This is a genomic window from Candidatus Methanoliparum sp. LAM-1 (genome assembly GCF_020885915.1).
Lineage (GTDB): Archaea > Halobacteriota > Methanoliparia > Methanoliparales > Methanoliparaceae > Methanoliparum > Methanoliparum thermophilum.
This window is the reverse complement of sequence record NZ_AP025251.1, coordinates 1,121,148-1,137,600: the sequence shown is the minus strand read 5'-3', so window position 1 is coordinate 1,137,600 and position 16,453 is coordinate 1,121,148. Positions and strand designations below refer to the sequence as shown.

The following is a 16,453-nucleotide window of genomic DNA, read 5'->3' as shown; positions in this document are numbered from 1 at the left end:
ATAAGATTTGGTTTTAGTTTTGAGATAGGACTAAGATATAGCGCGGAGCAGAATACGTGGTTAATAAAGATATAAAGGATAATAATGGATGCCTGTTTATATTAAGAAGAATATAATCTTTTATAATAATTAAAGTAATTTGGATAACAAATAGTTTGAAACAATTATATGATGATAGAAGGATTTTAAAAGGATAAATAGCTTTTTAAGGTTACGTATAAGCCCAATAAGAAGTAATAGGATAGTGTAAGCATAAGCCAGCATAAAAAATAGCTATAATTATAAAATATCATGAAAATAAGATATATACAGGATATTGCAATGATTTCAGAGAGTGGTTACGATGATACGGATACACGGATGATTGTTGCAAAAATATTGTATGAGAAACCAAAGATAAGAAAAATTTTAAAGAAAGCTACTCATTCTACTGGAGAAGAGAGAATATCCAGATTCGATGTTATATTTGGCGATCGATCTACCGAGATAGAATATAAAGAGGGAGGATGCAATTTTATATTCGATATAAATAAAACCTATTTTTCATTCTCGCTTTCAGGAGAAAGAAGGCGGATAGCCAACGAGATAAAAAATGGGGAGAATATATTATGTTTGTTTGCAGGAGTTGGGCCTTTTCCTATTATTTTAGCAAGACAGAAAAAGGTAGATATAGTTGCTATCGAGAAGAATTGTGATGCATTTTATTATCTATTAAAAAATATAGAGATTAACAGATTGAGAGGATCGATAAAAGCGATAAATGATGATGTGGAGAATTTATTCAAATATGTGAATAAAAATTCGTTTGATAGGGTTATAGCACCCGCACCTAAGATCGATAAAGATTTTTCATCATTATACATAGATTCGATTAAAAAAGAGACAGGAAAAAAGATTTATTTATACGATTTCTCCCTAAAGGATGAGATAGATAGATTAAGAAAAATACCATGGGTTTTAAACGTTAAAAAATGTGGGTCTTATTCTCCAAGAGTCTATAGAACCTGTATAGAGATTGATATTGGTTTGTATTACAAGTTTAGTTCCAATTTATAGTTAGAAATTATAATATTATAATAAAATAATGTAGTATTATAATAATAAATTGTAAATATAGATCATAATTATGAATAATTATAAAGTGTAAATATAGTAATTATTAAGATGTATTTCTAACTCTAACAGAGAATGCTTTGAATATTTCTGTCGTAATAATTATAGTAAGTGCAATTAACAATGCTGTACACCAATCCATCAGACTCAACGGTACCATATAGAAGAATTGCCCGATAAAATGTATCTGTATTACGAGTAACATAAGCAGAATAGATCCGATTACTCCAAGTATTAACCATTTATTGGAAAAAAACTCGATTTTTGCCAGAGAATATTTATCAGATCGGCAGATAAATGCATTGATCATTTCGTATAGTATGAAGGTTGCAAACACCATTGTCTGTGCTTTTGTCAGGTTTTGCAGGTATTTGAAAAATATAACGGTACATCCTATAGATATCGTCGCAATCATCACTACCAATAACCCGATAGCCGTCTTTGTAAGTATCGGTTCGTTAGGATTTCTCGGTCTTTGTCTCATGATATCTGGCCGAGCTGGATCTACACCCAATCCAAGGGCAGGTAGATCTTCAATCACTATGTTAGCCAATAATATCTGGATCGCCATAAGCGGGTATAATGGCTCTTTGAACAAGAATAAACCGATGAAAAAAGAAGCTGCCAAAATAACTACTTCGGAAAACCCGTAAGAAAAAATATACACTAAATATTTCCTAATGTTGTCATAGATAGTCCGCCCCTCTTTTATGGCGGACACAATAGTTGCAAAATTATTATCGGTTAAAACCATGTCTGAGCCCTCTTTTGCAACATCCGTACCTGAATTCATTGCTATTCCAATATCACTTTTTTTTAATGCAGGTGCATCGTTTATTCCGTCACCCGTCATGGCTACGATGTTACCTCTCTTTTTGAGAGCATCTATTATCTTCAGTTTGTGAATAGGTAACACACGAGAATATACAACTATGTCATTGGCGAGATATTCTAGATCTTTTTCGTCCATTTTTTCTAAATCTACACCTGTTAATACTTTATTTTCATCATTTTCCTCCATCATTCCAAGCTCTTTTGCAATAGCCATCGCAGTCAGTTTATGATCCCCGGTTATCATTATTGGTCTTATTCCTGCTTTTTTACATTGTATTATAGCATCTTTTACCTCATCCCGCGGTGGATCTATCATCCCGAATAATCCTACAAATATAAGATCTTTCTCGATATCTTCCGCTATAAACGTCTCATCTTTATTATTATCATTATCTATATAACGATAAGCTACTGCAATAACTCGTAACGCTTCAGTAGCCATCTGATCTGATATAAATAATATTTTATCCTTATCTTCAGGGGCCATCTCTTTAATAAAGTCTTTTCCATCTTTATCAGTATAAATAAAGGATGTAAGACTAAGCAACATCTCAGGTGCTCCCTTTACAAATACAAATTTTTTATCACTAGAGGTATCATGATATATGGTAGTCATTCTTTTTCTCTCTCTCTCAAAAGGTATCTCACCCACCCTTTTGTATCGTCCCTCCAGGATATCTTTACTCAATGATGCCTTCTCTGCAAGAACGACCAACGCTCCGTCTGTTGGATTTCCTGTTATTCTATAATTGCCATCTTCATACAATATCTTTGAATCGTTGCATAATGTAGCGATAGTTAACGCCATATTAAGACTATTATTCTGAGAAATATCAATTTTTTCTCCGGTTTCGTCGATAAACTCACCTTTTGGTTCGTATCCTGTACCAGTTACATTTATCTTTTGATTATCTACGTATATTTTACGCACGGTCATCTCGTTCTTTGTTAATGTGCCGGTTTTATCAGAACAGATAGCAGTAATACATCCGAGCGTCTCGACAGCGTATAATCTTCTGACTATCGCTTTATTTTTAGACATTTTTTGTGCGCCGAGTGCAAGTGTTCCTGTTATAATAAGCGGGAGTGTCTCGGGTACTATCGCTACTGCAAGACTGACACTCCAGATGATAAGCGCTACGATTTGATTGACCGATGGTCTGCTTATTACGCCGATTACGAAAAGAACGGTGATAATAAAGATATATGCTATACTTAACTTCTTTCCAATCTGATTGATTCTCTTCTTCAAAGGTGTATCTTCTACATCATCCGTTGATAACATATCAGCGATTTTTCCGAATTCCGTCCATATACTCGTATCTGTAACTACTCCTACGCCTCTTCCATGCAGAACGATCGTTCCAGCATAGACCATGTTTGTTCTCTCTGCTATCAATACATCCTCTTTAAGCGTTATAGTATCTTTTTTCACAGGTTCAGACTCGCCAGTTAATATAGATTCATCGATAGTTAGATCGTAAGACTCAATCACTCTTGCATCGGCTGCAACCTTATCCCCTGCATGCAATATCAATATATCTCCTGGCACAACCTCTTTGACAGGGATTTTTACCTCCGTTCCATCTCTTAAAACTGTGGCGTTCGGTGCCGATATCTCTATTAACGCTTTTATTGCTTTTTCCGACCTATATTCTAAAAGAAAACCTATTGTTGTGCATAAAATGACAACTATAAATATGATTATTGCATCTATTATATTACCAAGAATTAGAGATATTCCGGTGGCTGCTATAAGAATTAGTATGAGCACGTTTTTAAACTGGGATAGAAAAAGTTTTAATGGAGAGATCTGTTTTTTATCTGCTATCTCGTTAAGGCCGTATTTTTTTTGTAGAACGATTACATCTTCTTTTTTGAGACCGTTACGAGACGTATTTAATATATTAAAGATCTCTTCTATATCTAACAAGTGCCATTTATATTTTTCAGGCATAAAATTTTTCTCCGCCTATTCATATTCTGATACGATAAAGTGATATAAAGACATATTTTGCATACGGTCTCATTATTCTATATAAAATTAATGAGAATGGATAAGATGAACTACCCCACCTTTACAGATGGAGCTTCCTGCTTCAGCGATGAAACTTGCCCAGTAATTACAGCTGAAGCTGGAATACTGAGTAGAGGTTTTATCTCCACAGGCTCAAAGGACTGTCCCAGCCCCGATAAAGCTCTTTCTAATATATTAAGCGAAGCATTATAATCTCTATCTAAATCTCCATGTTTATAAATTTTTGAAGTGCCCTTTGGATTTACCTTTACCACTATCTTATCAGCTTTCTCAGCTTTATAGGATAGCATATAAAGGAATTTGCTCCAAGAGGCATCAAGAATCTTAGAAGCTAAGTGATGATTTTTGATCATGTTGCGAATATTCAAATTTTCAACAGCTATCAAGTCATAACTATTTACGTAGAACCTTGAGAGCTTATGAAGGAAATCGTCTCTTTGATCTACTAATCTCTCGTATGCCTTCACAAGCTTTACTCTTTGCTTTTCTCTATTCTTCGAGCCAGACTTCTTCTTTGAAAGCTTTCTCTGCTCTATCTTTATACGCTTCAAAGATTTCTCGTAAAATTTTGGATTCTCAATCTGTCTTCCGTCAGTATCGGTTAGGAAGTGTTTTATTCCTAAATCAATTCCAATGGATTTGTGGGTTTTAGGAAGTGGTTTTAATGGTTGTTCAACTTGGAAGATAGCGAACCATTTCTCAGACTTTTCCCTCTTTATGAATACTCCTTTTATCTTTCCTTCAATCTGACGGTGTATCTTTATAGGAATCTCTCCGATTTTAGAAACTATGAGCTTCTTTCCTTCCAACCTGAAGCCTAACTGGTTATAGTTTATGGTTTTGAACCAATTCTTGCCCTTGAATCGAAGTTTTCCTACTTTCTTACCGTTCTTCTTCAACTTAGCTAAAGCAAAAATATTGTTCCATAATTGGTGATTGACCATTTGAAGAACTTTTGAATAGACTTCCTTTAATTCAGGTTTCTCATCTTTCAGCTTAACGATAAGGGCTTGAGTTTCTTTCTTTGTTATTTTTCTATCTTCGGATTTAGCCTTATTCAGTTCTTCTAATAGCCTATTGTATAGCCATCTGCATAACTCAAGATGTTCCTTCAGCTTTTGCTCAATTTTCTTTGAAGGGTAGATTCTAAACCTGTAACTAAGCATTTGTTCTCTCTTCAATATATTATTTTGTATATAGATACTTTTCGGCTCTCATCCCCTCCCTTTCGGAAAGGGACTTCCCGCCGATGAAGTTAAAGAAGCTCTTTACTATCCATATTGTTATAACAAGAGAAGACGAATTAATAGGATAGCGGCAAAGAGACTGCATACAGGGAAGGAGTTAAAGCGAAAATATTCAAAACGAGAACGAAACAGGGTTTCTCTTTTTATTCATCACTTAACAAATGCGATTTCTAATTTAGGATGTAAGCATGGATTTGAGGATTTGAATAAGAGAGGAATGTATAAAAAGGGGGAAAGAAATGGAATAGAGAATTAAGATATACAGACTGGAAGAAAATAGTTAATTTCACCGGATATAAAAGCACAGACAGTTAAATGTTAAAAACTGCGAGAAGTTAAAAGAACTTCAGGAGCAGATCTATAAAATCGATGATAAGGTCGGGGCATCTGCAGCAGATCAGACCGCAAAGAGAGGGTAATATATTCATATTATTTTCCTCCCTATATCTAAAAGCATATTAAGGCAATCTATCAGCGGACCATAATTCCAGCAATCTATACAGAGAATGATTGTATCAATAAATAGATCCATCTTCTATTCCTCCTTTTTCGTTTATATTTCATAGGTTCTGATCCAAATATTTATACGACTATTTCCACCTGAGAAAGGATAGAAGGATTTTACCATCCAATGATGTTACAGCACATGGCAAGACCGCTCGATATACAGTTAAAAATGCTCGAAGCTAAAGCCATCTTTTTTTCACCTCCTTTTTCGTTTATATTTCATAGGTTCTGATCCAAATATTTATACGACTATTTCCACCTGAGAAAGGATGAAAGATTTTAATATCCAATGATGTTACAGATCGCGGCTATACCGCTCATACAAACGCTGAAAATGCACGAAATCCAACTCATCTTTTTTTCACCTCCTTTTTTATCCTCCCAAAAAGCATTTTGAAAGGCTAGTTATAATCCATATATTTTTCGATCGAGGATAGCTTCAACGAAAAAAGATCAAGCTAAAGCATCTCAGCGATTATGTTGCAAAAGTCTATACACCGACTACAGCAGGATAGACAACAGCTGCAAATGCAACCCAAAACACCCATCTTTTTTTCACCTCCTTTTTCGTTTATATTTTATGCCTCTCAAAAAAACATTTTGATAAACATTGAATTGTTTATAATTCATCATATATATTTTTTTTCGATCGAGGATGGCTTCAACGAAAAGGATGTGAACTACCCCTGAAAGAGGCTTCCTGCTTCATTCCCCTCTATTGAGGACGAGTCCACAGGCTCTTCCCCACGTTCCGTAGGTGATCTAATCCAATCATATTCTGGTCTATCAGAGCAAATTTCTTAATGTTGATAGCCGCGTTTATGTCTCTATCATGCTTTGTTTTGCAGTCAGGACAAATCCACTCTCTTTCTTTTAGCTGAAGTTTTTCATTTTGACATACTCTCCATCCTAAAGGGCGAGGGTTCTGAAGTTGCTTTGGATTCTCGAGCAGAGCTTCTTTAGGGGTATCAGTGTGGTAGCAAATCTTCGATTTGCTCATCCCAAAAATCTCCGATTTTTGAGGACTCCCTTTCTGCAAATCCCCTTCTTTGCAGAATTGAGATATGCCTTTGTAACAGTTAAAAAATAGATACTTTTATTTTATATAGTGTTAAGTAGTTATAACAAAACAATTAATGGAGAAACTTTACACTTTAAAAGAAGCAAAGCAGATGCTTGGAGTTCAAACAAATACAATCCAGCGGTGGGATAAGAAAGGCTGTCGGTGCTAAAAATTTAGATATTTTACAACAGTTTTTAATAGAGGCAGTTATCATCGGTATTTTAGGTGATGTAATTGGTATAATTGTTGGTTTTATCGGAATTCATGTATTTTCGATAATTCTATCCCAGCCAGGTGTTCTAGGGATACCGTTATCTGGGATGCTATCGATGTCACCTATAATTGTCATCATTGCATTCGCAGTTTCCGTTTGTATAGGAATTTTTTCTGGAATTTATCCAGCATTGCGTGCATCTAGATTGAATCCGGTGGATGCTATAAGATATCAATAATAATAGGAGATAATTCGTTATATATCTTATACTAAAGTTATATATCTTATACTAAAATATATACAACAAAAGCATAAAAACTACTTTATTATAAAAGATACTATATTTCATATATGTTCTTTATAAAAAATATAATATAATAATATAAATAATTTAAAATATCAGAAAGAATAAAACGATTAAGCATTTTTTGAATGGTGAAGTACCTTTTTTTGGAGTTCCAGTAGAAATATAACCCTCTCTCTCTTAGGGGTTACTTTTATATATTAGATTCTCTTGTTTAAACCAAAATAACTTTACTTTTAAAGAAATAAACAACAAATGTTTTACTAAATGGTTTCCAGTGGAGAAGTATAATTGCAAGTGGAAAAGTTATTTTTATTTTATAATCGAAAGATTTATCATTAATTATTTTTATCGTTATAGTGATAACAATGATGGGACTTATTACTGATCGTGCAGCAAAAGAGTTAAGAAGTATTTTGGAGGATGAGAGTAAAAAAGGAAGAAAATTGATGGTACGAATTTTTCTAAACGGAGTAAACGAGTATGGCCCTTGCTTTTCCTTAAAACTAGAGGATAATTTATCTGATAAAGACATAAAGATTATAGAAAAAGGTATACCTTTGATATTTGAGAACTCTTTAAAGCTTGAAATAGGGAATCTTCAAATAGACTATATAGACGATCAATGCTGCAGTGGATTTACCATAAAAGATGTCGGCATAAACGGTGGTTGCGGCTTAAATTGTTCCGGTTGTAATAGATAAATTAAGTATATGAATTATGGTACAATTTTTGTTCCGATATCGAATCCCTTTAGAACTTTTATAATATTAGCAGAATCTTTTCCATAGATTACTCGACATGACATCTTCTTCTTTCTTAAGAATATGGGTAAAAATGCATCGACACAGGTCTCACCCAGAGAGAGCATGTCCTTTGCATTAATACAATCTATTAAAGCCCCATCTTTGTATAATCCCTCAACATCTGTTGCTATTATCAAATCAGATAGATCTATTTTAGATGCAATCCATGCAGCGATAGTATCCGAGGTAATGCTCCAACTATGAGGTAGATCGTCGTATCTTCGCAACTCTTTGTACGGCAAGAATATAACAGCTTTTTCTTTTGATAAACTCAACTTCAACTCTTCGAACGATTCGATCAGTGGAATAGATATTGATTCAGCAAGCAGATAACCGTATTGATTCATTCCTAGAACAGCCATCCAATGTGCCTGGTCGTCATTTATTTTAAATCTTCTTATAAAGTCGACGAAAGGCCCTCCGCCAGGAACTATTATAGTTACACTATTATTTTGGTTAGAAAAATCTACTATATCTCTTACTATTTTCTTCCTATATTCGATCAAACTTCCGCCTATTTTTATAACAGCCATAAAAACATAAGAACAAACAAAATGGAGATAAATATTTATTAAAATTTGTTCTCTTCTACACCAAATAATTTCTTAGATCATACTATATTCTATGCTGTTATTTATATCTACTTCTTCTCCCATTTGTATAGATCCATAACTTGCGATAACGTACTTCCCCGTCTTATCTCTTCTCTTACTCTTTCCTCACTCTTTTTTACTTCCATTGCTCTTCTTGCTATCTCATAAGCTCTCTCTTTAGGAACTACGACAACTCCGCTATCATCTCCTATAATCCAATCTCCTGATCTAACCACCTGACCACAGCATACTATCTCTGAATTTATCTCACCAAAACCTTTAGGTTCACCTGCATTGGGTACAATTGCGGTTGTAAATAATGGATAATTTAACTGCATGATATCTTCTACATCTCTTACAGCGCCATCTATTACCACACCGGCGATCTCTTTATTTATACAACTTCTAGTTGCCAACTCGCCCCACGGAGCGATATCCTTCCGACCATTATTGTTTATGACGATAACATCTCCCTTTCCCGCTATATCAATAGCTTCAACAGGTTTTGCCCAATCTCCTCCAAATGTCTGTACTGTAACCGCTTTTCCGACCATCTTAACACCTTTATTTATTGGAAAGATACCACTCATTGCTCCTTTTCTATGCATTGCATCGCTTATATTTGATGATGACACATCGTTAAAGATATCTCTTATCTCCTCATCAAGACTTCGTCTCTTCTCATACAAGATAATAGGATTATCAATTGCTCTTCGTATTTTAAGGGTGGCCTCTTTAACGTCACTCGAATGAATTATGTTTCCCCCTACAATCACTATATTAGCACCAAATTTTACTGCTTGTGCGGCTGTTTCTGCGTTTAATCCTCCTGCAACTGCTATTGGGATCGATACTGCGTTAAGAACATCTTTTAGCATCTCAATAGATGTTTTTCCTATCATCTGTTCATCTATTCCGACATGAAGATTGATATAATGCACGCCCATCTCCTCGAGATACTTGGCTCTTGAAACTACGTCTTTGATTGCTAAAAAATCTACCATTATCTCTACTCCGTATAAATTCGCAGCACGGACAGATTCTTCTATTGTTGAATTATCCACGTTACCTAACACATTTATAATACTTGCTCCAGATTTTGCTGCGATTTCTACCTCCAACGTACCAGTATCTGCAACTTTCATATCAGCCACGATCTTTTTTGTGGGAAAGATTTTTTTTAAAGTTCTTACGGCATTCATTCCTTCGCTTTTTATAAGCGGAGTTCCAGCTTCAATCCAATCGCCCCCTCCTTCTACGGCCTCTTTAGCTATCTGGACTGCTCTATCCAACTCTATTAAATCCAGCGCTACTTGAAGTATAGGTTTACTCATTTTTACAATCAGGCACTCCTTTTTAAGATTGCGTTTGTTTCATTTAAAAAACTATCTTTTATCTTTATTACGATTACCCGACAAGTAATAATAAAATTCTTCAAAATACATATTTAATAGCGTCTTCTATCGTTGCGACCTCTATAACTTTCATATTATAGTTTTCATCCATATATTTTACTAAATCGATCTTGATTGGTCTAGTTATAACGATGAATCTACCAAAAAATCTATTTTATAAAGCGGTCTGTATATAACCACGTTTGACTGACCATCAGGCAACAAAAACAGGTTTATACCGGATTTTACAGCTGCTTCTGCCTTTTCGAATAAGCTACCTACATGCCCAATCGTTCCATCCTCGTTTATTATACCAGTTATCGTAATATCCTCTGGAATCTCGTATCCATCTATTGCAGCGCCAGCCGACTCTCCGTCTATTGCCTCGGTGTTTTCTGAATCTACACTAAATTTTGTGATATTTTCTGCTACCTGCACAGCCTTTTTCAAGGAATATTGTGTATAAAATCCAGTTAAAACGTTAGTATCCATCAAAATACGGCCATTTCCTGGTTTTATCTCAACGGTTAACGTAGAGACTACACCTTCTCCCTCTTCTGTAACACCGACTATCTTGATGGAGGCGTTTGCTGGTTGGTTGAGATGGAAATCCTTTAATGATAATGATGTCAATGGTGATATATAAATAGATAAGATACTAACTACTAAGATTACTATAATTAATATAGCATAAGTTATCTTCCTTTCAGACATACAAAATTATTTTTAATACATTAATAGAAGATATAATTTTTGTCAATATGTGGATTATATGAATGATATATACAACGATGATTTAGAGAACATCAAGATAATTGGTGTTGCTCATATCTCATCAAAGAGTGTAGAAAAGGTAAGAGAGATTATACGAAACGAAAAACCGGATATTATTGCGTTAGAATTGGATAAAGAACGATTCAATGGTTTAATTCGCAAAGAAGAAGTACCTATTAAAAATAACATAAAATCCAAAGATCTTCGTTTTAATTTAACGAATACGATCCTAGCCGGTATTCAGAAAAGACTAGGAAAGAAAGTAGAGATAAACCCTGGCGAAGAGATGGTTGCTGCTATTGATGAAGCGAATAAGATCGGTGCAAGCATTGTATTGATCGATAGAGATATACGGACAACACTTAATTTATTGCTTGATAGTTTAACTATAAAAGAAAAAATAAAAGCTTTTTTTTCTATTTTAGGGTCTTTATTTATTAGAAAAAAAGATTTAGAAAAGATAGATTCTATTATTGAGGAAGATACGGTGGATGATCTCATTAAAGAAGTTGAGAAAAAATTTCCTAATGTTGCTAAAATACTTATAGATGAAAGAGATCTGTATATGGCAAAAAAGCTTGTAGAACTAGTTAAAGACAATAAAGATAAAAAAATTGTTGCAATAATTGGTGCAGGTCATGAAAAAGGAGTAAAAGAGTATATTCAGCATCTCATTGCAGATGGTCTTATCTAATATCTCTTTAATACTAGTTTGATACTCTGTCCAGAGATGACTATGCATATTCTTTCCAATTATCTAATCAGGATAACAGATAAATACAGGGTTAAAGAGAGCATTGCTAAGATGGTAAAGTTTAAGTATCACAATTTAACGAACATGCCTTTTTCAAGATTTTTTGATCTCATATTCTGTAGAAACGTGATTATTTATTTTTCTCCGATAAAGAAGAATGAAGTGTTAGCAAAAAACGGGTTTTTGGTGCTGGGAAAGACAGAATATATACCAACCGATTTTTATAGCAGGTTTTAAGAGATAAGTGTATTAAAAAAGGTTTACCAGAGAATAGACTGACCTTTTTACAATATGGATCATATCACGAACTTTTGGTTCATCTAAAGTATATCTCGGATAAGAACTGTCTAACATCTTTTTTAATTAAAAGTTCTTCCATGCTTGATAGATTATATTCTTTATTCTCGATTAAACGACGGATATCCTTACCTAAAGCACATTTTAAGATATTATTTTCTAAAAACTCATCTGGAGACGAAAAATTTCTCTCTTTCTCTACGATATACCTACATTCTTCTATAAATACTTTATAATCTTTATTAACCTCTTTAAATCTATCAGCCGACTTTTTGTCAAAAACCTTTGGACCAATATGCTTTGTAATTTTTGGCAATCTCCATACTTCAAACTCAAATATGATCATCGCCTCATCTTGATTATAGTAGATATATGAGTTTAATATTTTGAAAGAATTCTCTTCCAATCCCTTTTTGATCCCATCTTTGGATCTCTCCAGTTGGGGATATATTATATCCTCTGCAAGATCTGGAAGGTGCAGAGATATAGCCAAGATATAGGTCCGTCTCTCTGTAAAAAAGTTTTTTAATTCATCGTATGTTTTTATCACGATCTCTCTTTTTCTAAAATAGGATTCTGATGGATTTTCTAAAAAATTTCTTGATGCATCTATGAATATGCACAAGTTATTATATGAGAGAGCGGCTGCAACATTTCTTTTTGGATCAACTGGATCTATAAATATCAAAGGGTCCTTTTTATCATAACAACCGATACCTTCATAGATGGGAGGTCTCCAATTGGACGCATCGAGCAGCAGATCTTCAAAACTACCATATTTTATAATCAAGAGTTCACAGAGATATCCAGAGAAACCTTTTGTCTTATTATCCGAACCATATATGCCTAAAACTTCTAAAAATTTTTTTAAAAGTATTACTTCACCCTCTCTACCTTTTATTCGCTCCATTACGTATCTGTTATGATGCGGTGTCCTATCTACAGCAGATATTATATGAGAAGGGTCTTGTACATCAAAACAAGGTACTATATCTATATCAAAATGCATCTTTTCTCCATCTATATCTTTATCGATGGATGCTCTCACATAAGGGTGTTCAGCATATCTCTGTTTAAGTGTCCATCCCTCCATTGCACGCTCTATTAGATATATTCCCGTTTCTTCAAGAAATTTTTCATCGACATTGGTAGGAAATAAGACAAATAGATCTATATCCATCCTTTTTCCATTTAAAATCCAAGTATCTCTTGCTGCAGAACCTACAAGTTGGACGGAAATATCTATATCAAGATTTTTCGCCTCTTTTAATATTCTCTCTTTAACATCCTTGGCTACTCTTTTTACCAGATTTATATCCTTCTCTCTTGGCTTTATCTTCGATAAGACATTCTCTTTTATATTATCTATCAAACTCTTTTTGGATGTAAGGTTATTCCATTTTGAACTCTTTGATTGTCTCATATATCGGTCCTTTGCCGGTTAATGTGCTTTTTTTTAATCTGAAGTTATCTACCAACACAGATCCAATCTCTATATTATGATTATCATCTAAAAATTTTTTTATTCTGTCTTTTATATCTTTGTTCTGCTTTTTGACTCTTGCAATAGTAATGTGTGGATGAAACCGTTCGTCTGTTTTAAATTTTAATCTTTTTAGTTCTGTCTCAATAGAATCAACAAGAGGAAAAATATCATCTCCTTTGGCACCAATCCAGACTATCCGTGCATTTTTTTTTGTAGGAAAAGCTCCTAAACTTTCTATTTTCAATTTGAATGGTTTAAAACATATATTGAAGAGATTTTGTATAATCTCATCTATTTTGATCTGAGAGACTTCTCCGATAAATTTTAATGTAATATGAAGATTATCGCGCTTTACGAGTTTAATGCCATCTATATTTATATTCTCTTCGATCTCGTATAAATTATCTTTAATATTATCTGGAAGATCTATCGATATGAATGTTCTGACCATCTTTATCGCCTATAAAAAAATTAAATAGATAGTATTTAATAAAATGTATTACTTATCATAATTAAGAACAAAAGATATTCTGGATAGCTTCTATCTTCGACGTAGATAAAAAAGTATAAAAAAGTTAATATTTGGCTATATACATATTGATAAAGAATAAGTTTAAAAGATAAAATGTTATAGAAGGTGTAAAAAAATTGCAACCAATAGATATTAAAAAAGATGAAACAAAGATGAATACAAAATATCTTATGCTGAAAAATGCGGGTTTTCCTATGATTACTGGATGCGAGGAAAAACCGATCATTAAAAATAAAGAGTTGTTTGAAAAATATGTGAAGGAACAATGGATTGGAATGTGTGTAAAAAAGGGTGATTATCTATTTGATAAATATATCAGCCCAGGTTTTGCTTTTAAAGCCGTTATTGTAGAACCAGAAAATTCTATTATAGATGAATCTACAGTAATACTTTTGGAAGAAGAGATAGTAGATGAGATTGATGAAGAGATCGAAGAAGATTTTAAAAAAGAATATCGTATAAAATTTAGCGATGTGATAGGACAAAAATCTGCAAAATCTAAATGCAGCGTTATAAAAATGTTTTTACAAGATCCAGATAAATTTGGAGATTGGGCTCCCAAAAACATACTCTTTTATGGTCCCTCTGGAACAGGCAAGACTATGCTGGCAAAAGCTCTTGTTTCTGAGACCAATGCAGAGATGGTATGTATAAACGCGACTAGTTTAATAGGCGGATTTGTAGGGGAAGGATCGAGTAACATTCATCGATTATACGATTATGCTGAGAAGAACGCGCCTTGTATAATATTCATAGACGAGATCGATGCTATAGCCCTTGATAGGAGATATCAGGAATTACGTGGAGATGTCTCAGAGATAGTAAACGCATTGATTACAGAGATGGATGGTATCAAAGATAGAAGAGGTGTATGCCTTATAGCAGCAACAAACTTACCAAACGTCCTAGATAACGCGATAAAAAACAGATTTGAAGAGGAGATTGAGTTTACCTTACCTAATTTTTCAGATAGATTAGAGATTTTGAAAAGATATATGAAGACGTATCCGATCCCTTTTTCCGACAAAATAAATCTAAAAAAGTTTGCAAGATATTTAGAAGGTTATTCAGGAAGGGATATAGTAGAGAAAGTATTAAAGGTTGCATTACATAGAGCATTAATAAATGATGAAAAGGAAGTAAAAGAAGAACACTTGATCTCTGCTTTTAATGATAGCGAGATAATAATGAAGAAAAAAAGAAACTTACCTGCAAATAATCTTTATAGGTGATATACAGTTGAATTCGAGGCCTTACTATACTCTCGATGATCTTAACACGGATAATAAGGTTGTTCTTCTCAGGATCGATATAAATTCCCCATTGAATCCTGAAACAGGAGAAATTTTGGATGATACAAGGTTTAAAAGCCATAAAAAAACTATATACGCTTTAGATGACTCTAAAGTGGTATTGCTTGCACATCAAAGTAGACCAGCCAAAAAGGATTTCACTACGTTAAAATCACATAAAAATAAATTAGAAGAGGTTTTAAATAGACCGATAGGATACGTGGAGGATATAATCGGGAAGTACGCTCGAGAGAAGATAAAAAAGATGGAAAATGGTGATATCATCCTTTTAGAAAATGTTCGGTTTTTATCTGAAGAGGTTATAGATATGTCACCAGAGATGATGACTCAGACTATTTTTGTAAAGACGTTATCTAATTTGGCAGATTTATATATAAACGATGCTTTTGCGGCATCTCATCGTGCTCAGCCGAGCATAGTAGGTTTTCCATTGGTTATGCCATCTTCTGCAGGATTATTGATGGAAAAAGAGATCAATGAATTGAGTCTGGCATTGAATAACAATTCTTCTCCCGCAACATTCGTTTTTGGTGGCAACAAAGTGTCGGATACATTAAAAGTTATAAAGAATATATTAAATGGAAAAAAAGTGGATAAGATATTGTTGGTTGGATTGGTCGCAAATTTTTTTTTGTTCTCCAAAGGGATAGATATAGGAGAACAAAATATTGAAAATTTAAAACGAGAGGGGGTTTTAGAATATAAAGATGAGGCAAAAAAGATCTTGAAAGAGAACCCAGATAAAATAATACTGCCTGTGGATCTGGCAGTAAAAAAAGATGGAAAGAGAGAAGATATAGATATTGTATCCCTTCCTACCAAATACCCTATATGCGATATTGGTATAGAGACATTTGTAAAGTTTTCCAAATTAATTAAAGAGTCAGAGATAGTTATCATAAATGGGCCTGCGGGTATATTTGAGGAGAAAGAGTTTTCATACGGCACATATGAGATTTTGCGTGCAGCTGGAGAGGCAAAACATTCGATAATAGGTGGCGGTCATACTGCATCTGTTGCACATATGTTAAATCTAGAAAAAAAAGTGAGTCATATAAGTACAGGCGGAGGGGCAAGTATCGAGTTTCTATCGGGAGAAAAGCTTCCTGGGATAGAGGCATTAGAAAAATCTAAAACAAGATTTAAAATACCAGATATAGAATTATAAAAAAGGATGATATAAA

The 16,453-nt window shown here is 33.8% G+C and carries 15 protein-coding genes and 1 pseudogene; 8 read left to right on the top strand and 8 right to left on the bottom strand.

Annotated elements, in window-relative coordinates:
* The first annotated feature begins 291 nt into the window (after positions 1-291).
* Positions 292-1,056, top strand: a complete 765-nt coding sequence (locus LPC15_RS06250; protein ID WP_229234508.1) for a hypothetical protein — start codon at positions 292-294, stop codon at positions 1,054-1,056.
* A gap of 103 nt (positions 1,057-1,159) precedes the next feature.
* Here the strand turns inward: LPC15_RS06250 and LPC15_RS06245 are convergent, their stop codons facing one another.
* The 3 genes and pseudogenes from LPC15_RS06245 to LPC15_RS07095 all read right to left on the bottom strand — a co-directional run.
* Positions 1,160-3,904, bottom strand: coding sequence for a cation-translocating P-type ATPase (locus tag LPC15_RS06245; RefSeq protein ID WP_229234507.1), 2,745 nt, complete (start codon positions 3,902-3,904; stop codon positions 1,160-1,162).
* A 110-nt stretch (positions 3,905-4,014) separates the two neighbouring features.
* Positions 4,015-5,151, bottom strand: a complete 1,137-nt coding sequence (locus tag LPC15_RS06240; RefSeq protein ID WP_420709515.1) for an RNA-guided endonuclease InsQ/TnpB family protein — start codon at positions 5,149-5,151, stop codon at positions 4,015-4,017.
* A 1,303-nt stretch (positions 5,152-6,454) separates the two neighbouring features.
* Positions 6,455-6,631 (bottom strand): annotated as a pseudogene (locus LPC15_RS07095) (zinc ribbon domain-containing protein); the annotation flags it as partial.
* A 244-nt stretch (positions 6,632-6,875) separates the two neighbouring features.
* Here LPC15_RS07095 and LPC15_RS07090 point away from each other — a divergent pair.
* From LPC15_RS07090 to LPC15_RS06230, 3 genes are all read left to right on the top strand, one after another.
* Entirely contained in the window at positions 6,876-6,971 is a 96-nt protein-coding gene (locus tag LPC15_RS07090) for a MerR family transcriptional regulator (protein ID WP_420709476.1), read from the top strand.
* Positions 6,931-7,254, top strand: a complete 324-nt coding sequence (locus LPC15_RS06235) for an ABC transporter permease (protein ID WP_420709514.1) — start codon at positions 6,931-6,933, stop codon at positions 7,252-7,254. Before LPC15_RS07090 ends, LPC15_RS06235 begins: the two co-directional genes overlap by 41 nt.
* A 434-nt stretch (positions 7,255-7,688) precedes the next feature.
* The gene (locus LPC15_RS06230) at positions 7,689-8,024 is read left to right on the top strand and encodes an iron-sulfur cluster biosynthesis family protein (RefSeq protein WP_229234504.1); all 336 of its coding nucleotides are present in this window, start codon (positions 7,689-7,691) and stop codon (positions 8,022-8,024) included.
* 14 nt (positions 8,025-8,038) lie between these two features.
* Here the strand turns inward: LPC15_RS06230 and LPC15_RS06225 are convergent, their stop codons facing one another.
* The 3 genes from LPC15_RS06225 to LPC15_RS06215 all read right to left on the bottom strand — a co-directional run bounded on the left by LPC15_RS06225 (position 8,039) and on the right by LPC15_RS06215 (position 10,827).
* Positions 8,039-8,659, bottom strand: a complete 621-nt coding sequence (locus LPC15_RS06225; protein ID WP_229234503.1) for a hypothetical protein — start codon at positions 8,657-8,659, stop codon at positions 8,039-8,041.
* 107 nt (positions 8,660-8,766) lie between these two features.
* Positions 8,767-10,053 carry a 3-hexulose-6-phosphate synthase gene (gene hxlA / locus LPC15_RS06220; protein WP_229234502.1) on the bottom strand — a complete coding sequence of 429 codons (1,287 nt, stop codon included), beginning with the start codon at positions 10,051-10,053 and terminating at the stop codon, positions 8,767-8,769.
* A gap of 204 nt (positions 10,054-10,257) precedes the next feature.
* Entirely contained in the window at positions 10,258-10,827 is a 570-nt protein-coding gene (locus LPC15_RS06215; RefSeq protein WP_229234501.1) for a hypothetical protein, read from the bottom strand.
* A gap of 58 nt (positions 10,828-10,885) precedes the next feature.
* On the opposite strand from LPC15_RS06215, the gene LPC15_RS06210 reads away from it, so the two are divergent.
* Entirely contained in the window at positions 10,886-11,581 is a 696-nt protein-coding gene (locus LPC15_RS06210) for a TraB family protein (protein WP_229234500.1), read from the top strand.
* Between the two features lie 36 nt (positions 11,582-11,617).
* The gene (locus LPC15_RS06205) at positions 11,618-11,878 is read left to right on the top strand and encodes a CheR family methyltransferase (protein WP_324255065.1); all 261 of its coding nucleotides are present in this window, start codon (positions 11,618-11,620) and stop codon (positions 11,876-11,878) included.
* Between the two features lie 79 nt (positions 11,879-11,957).
* Here LPC15_RS06205 and cca read toward each other — a convergent pair whose 3' ends face one another.
* Together cca and thpR are read right to left on the bottom strand one after the other, a co-directional pair.
* Positions 11,958-13,361: a CCA tRNA nucleotidyltransferase gene (gene cca / locus LPC15_RS06200; protein ID WP_229234498.1), complete on the bottom strand. Its 1,404-nt coding sequence runs from the start codon at positions 13,359-13,361 to the stop codon at positions 11,958-11,960.
* The gene (gene thpR / locus LPC15_RS06195) at positions 13,330-13,875 is read right to left on the bottom strand and encodes an RNA 2',3'-cyclic phosphodiesterase (protein WP_229234497.1); all 546 of its coding nucleotides are present in this window, start codon (positions 13,873-13,875) and stop codon (positions 13,330-13,332) included. The genes cca and thpR overlap by 32 nt, the downstream gene beginning before the upstream one ends.
* A gap of 197 nt (positions 13,876-14,072) precedes the next feature.
* On the opposite strand from thpR, the gene LPC15_RS06190 reads away from it, so the two are divergent.
* Both LPC15_RS06190 and LPC15_RS06185 read left to right on the top strand, forming a co-directional pair.
* The gene (locus LPC15_RS06190; RefSeq protein WP_229234496.1) at positions 14,073-15,188 is read left to right on the top strand and encodes an AAA family ATPase; all 1,116 of its coding nucleotides are present in this window, start codon (positions 14,073-14,075) and stop codon (positions 15,186-15,188) included.
* A gap of 7 nt (positions 15,189-15,195) precedes the next feature.
* Positions 15,196-16,437, top strand: coding sequence for a phosphoglycerate kinase (locus LPC15_RS06185; protein ID WP_229234495.1), 1,242 nt, complete (start codon positions 15,196-15,198; stop codon positions 16,435-16,437).
* Positions 16,438-16,453 lie beyond the last annotated feature (16 nt).

Excerpts from the sequence above, each read along its gene's own strand:
- LPC15_RS06250 (WP_229234508.1), top strand. The coding sequence starts at position 292 with ATGAAAATAAGATATATACAGGATATTGCAATGATTTCAGAGAGTGGT.
- LPC15_RS06245 (WP_229234507.1), bottom strand. The coding sequence starts at position 3,904 with ATGCCTGAAAAATATAAATGGCACTTGTTAGATATAGAAGAGATCTTT.
- LPC15_RS06240 (WP_420709515.1), bottom strand. The coding sequence starts at position 5,151 with ATGCTTAGTTACAGGTTTAGAATCTACCCTTCAAAGAAAATTGAGCAA.
- LPC15_RS07090 (WP_420709476.1), top strand. The coding sequence starts at position 6,876 with ATGGAGAAACTTTACACTTTAAAAGAAGCAAAGCAGATGCTTGGAGTT.
- LPC15_RS06230 (WP_229234504.1), top strand. The coding sequence starts at position 7,689 with ATGATGGGACTTATTACTGATCGTGCAGCAAAAGAGTTAAGAAGTATT.
- LPC15_RS06225 (WP_229234503.1), bottom strand. The coding sequence starts at position 8,659 with ATGGCTGTTATAAAAATAGGCGGAAGTTTGATCGAATATAGGAAGAAA.
- hxlA (WP_229234502.1), bottom strand. The coding sequence starts at position 10,053 with ATGAGTAAACCTATACTTCAAGTAGCGCTGGATTTAATAGAGTTGGAT.
- LPC15_RS06215 (WP_229234501.1), bottom strand. The coding sequence starts at position 10,827 with ATGTCTGAAAGGAAGATAACTTATGCTATATTAATTATAGTAATCTTA.
- LPC15_RS06210 (WP_229234500.1), top strand. The coding sequence starts at position 10,886 with ATGAATGATATATACAACGATGATTTAGAGAACATCAAGATAATTGGT.
- LPC15_RS06205 (WP_324255065.1), top strand. The coding sequence starts at position 11,618 with ATGACTATGCATATTCTTTCCAATTATCTAATCAGGATAACAGATAAA.
- cca (WP_229234498.1), bottom strand. The coding sequence starts at position 13,361 with ATGAGACAATCAAAGAGTTCAAAATGGAATAACCTTACATCCAAAAAG.
- thpR (WP_229234497.1), bottom strand. The coding sequence starts at position 13,875 with ATGGTCAGAACATTCATATCGATAGATCTTCCAGATAATATTAAAGAT.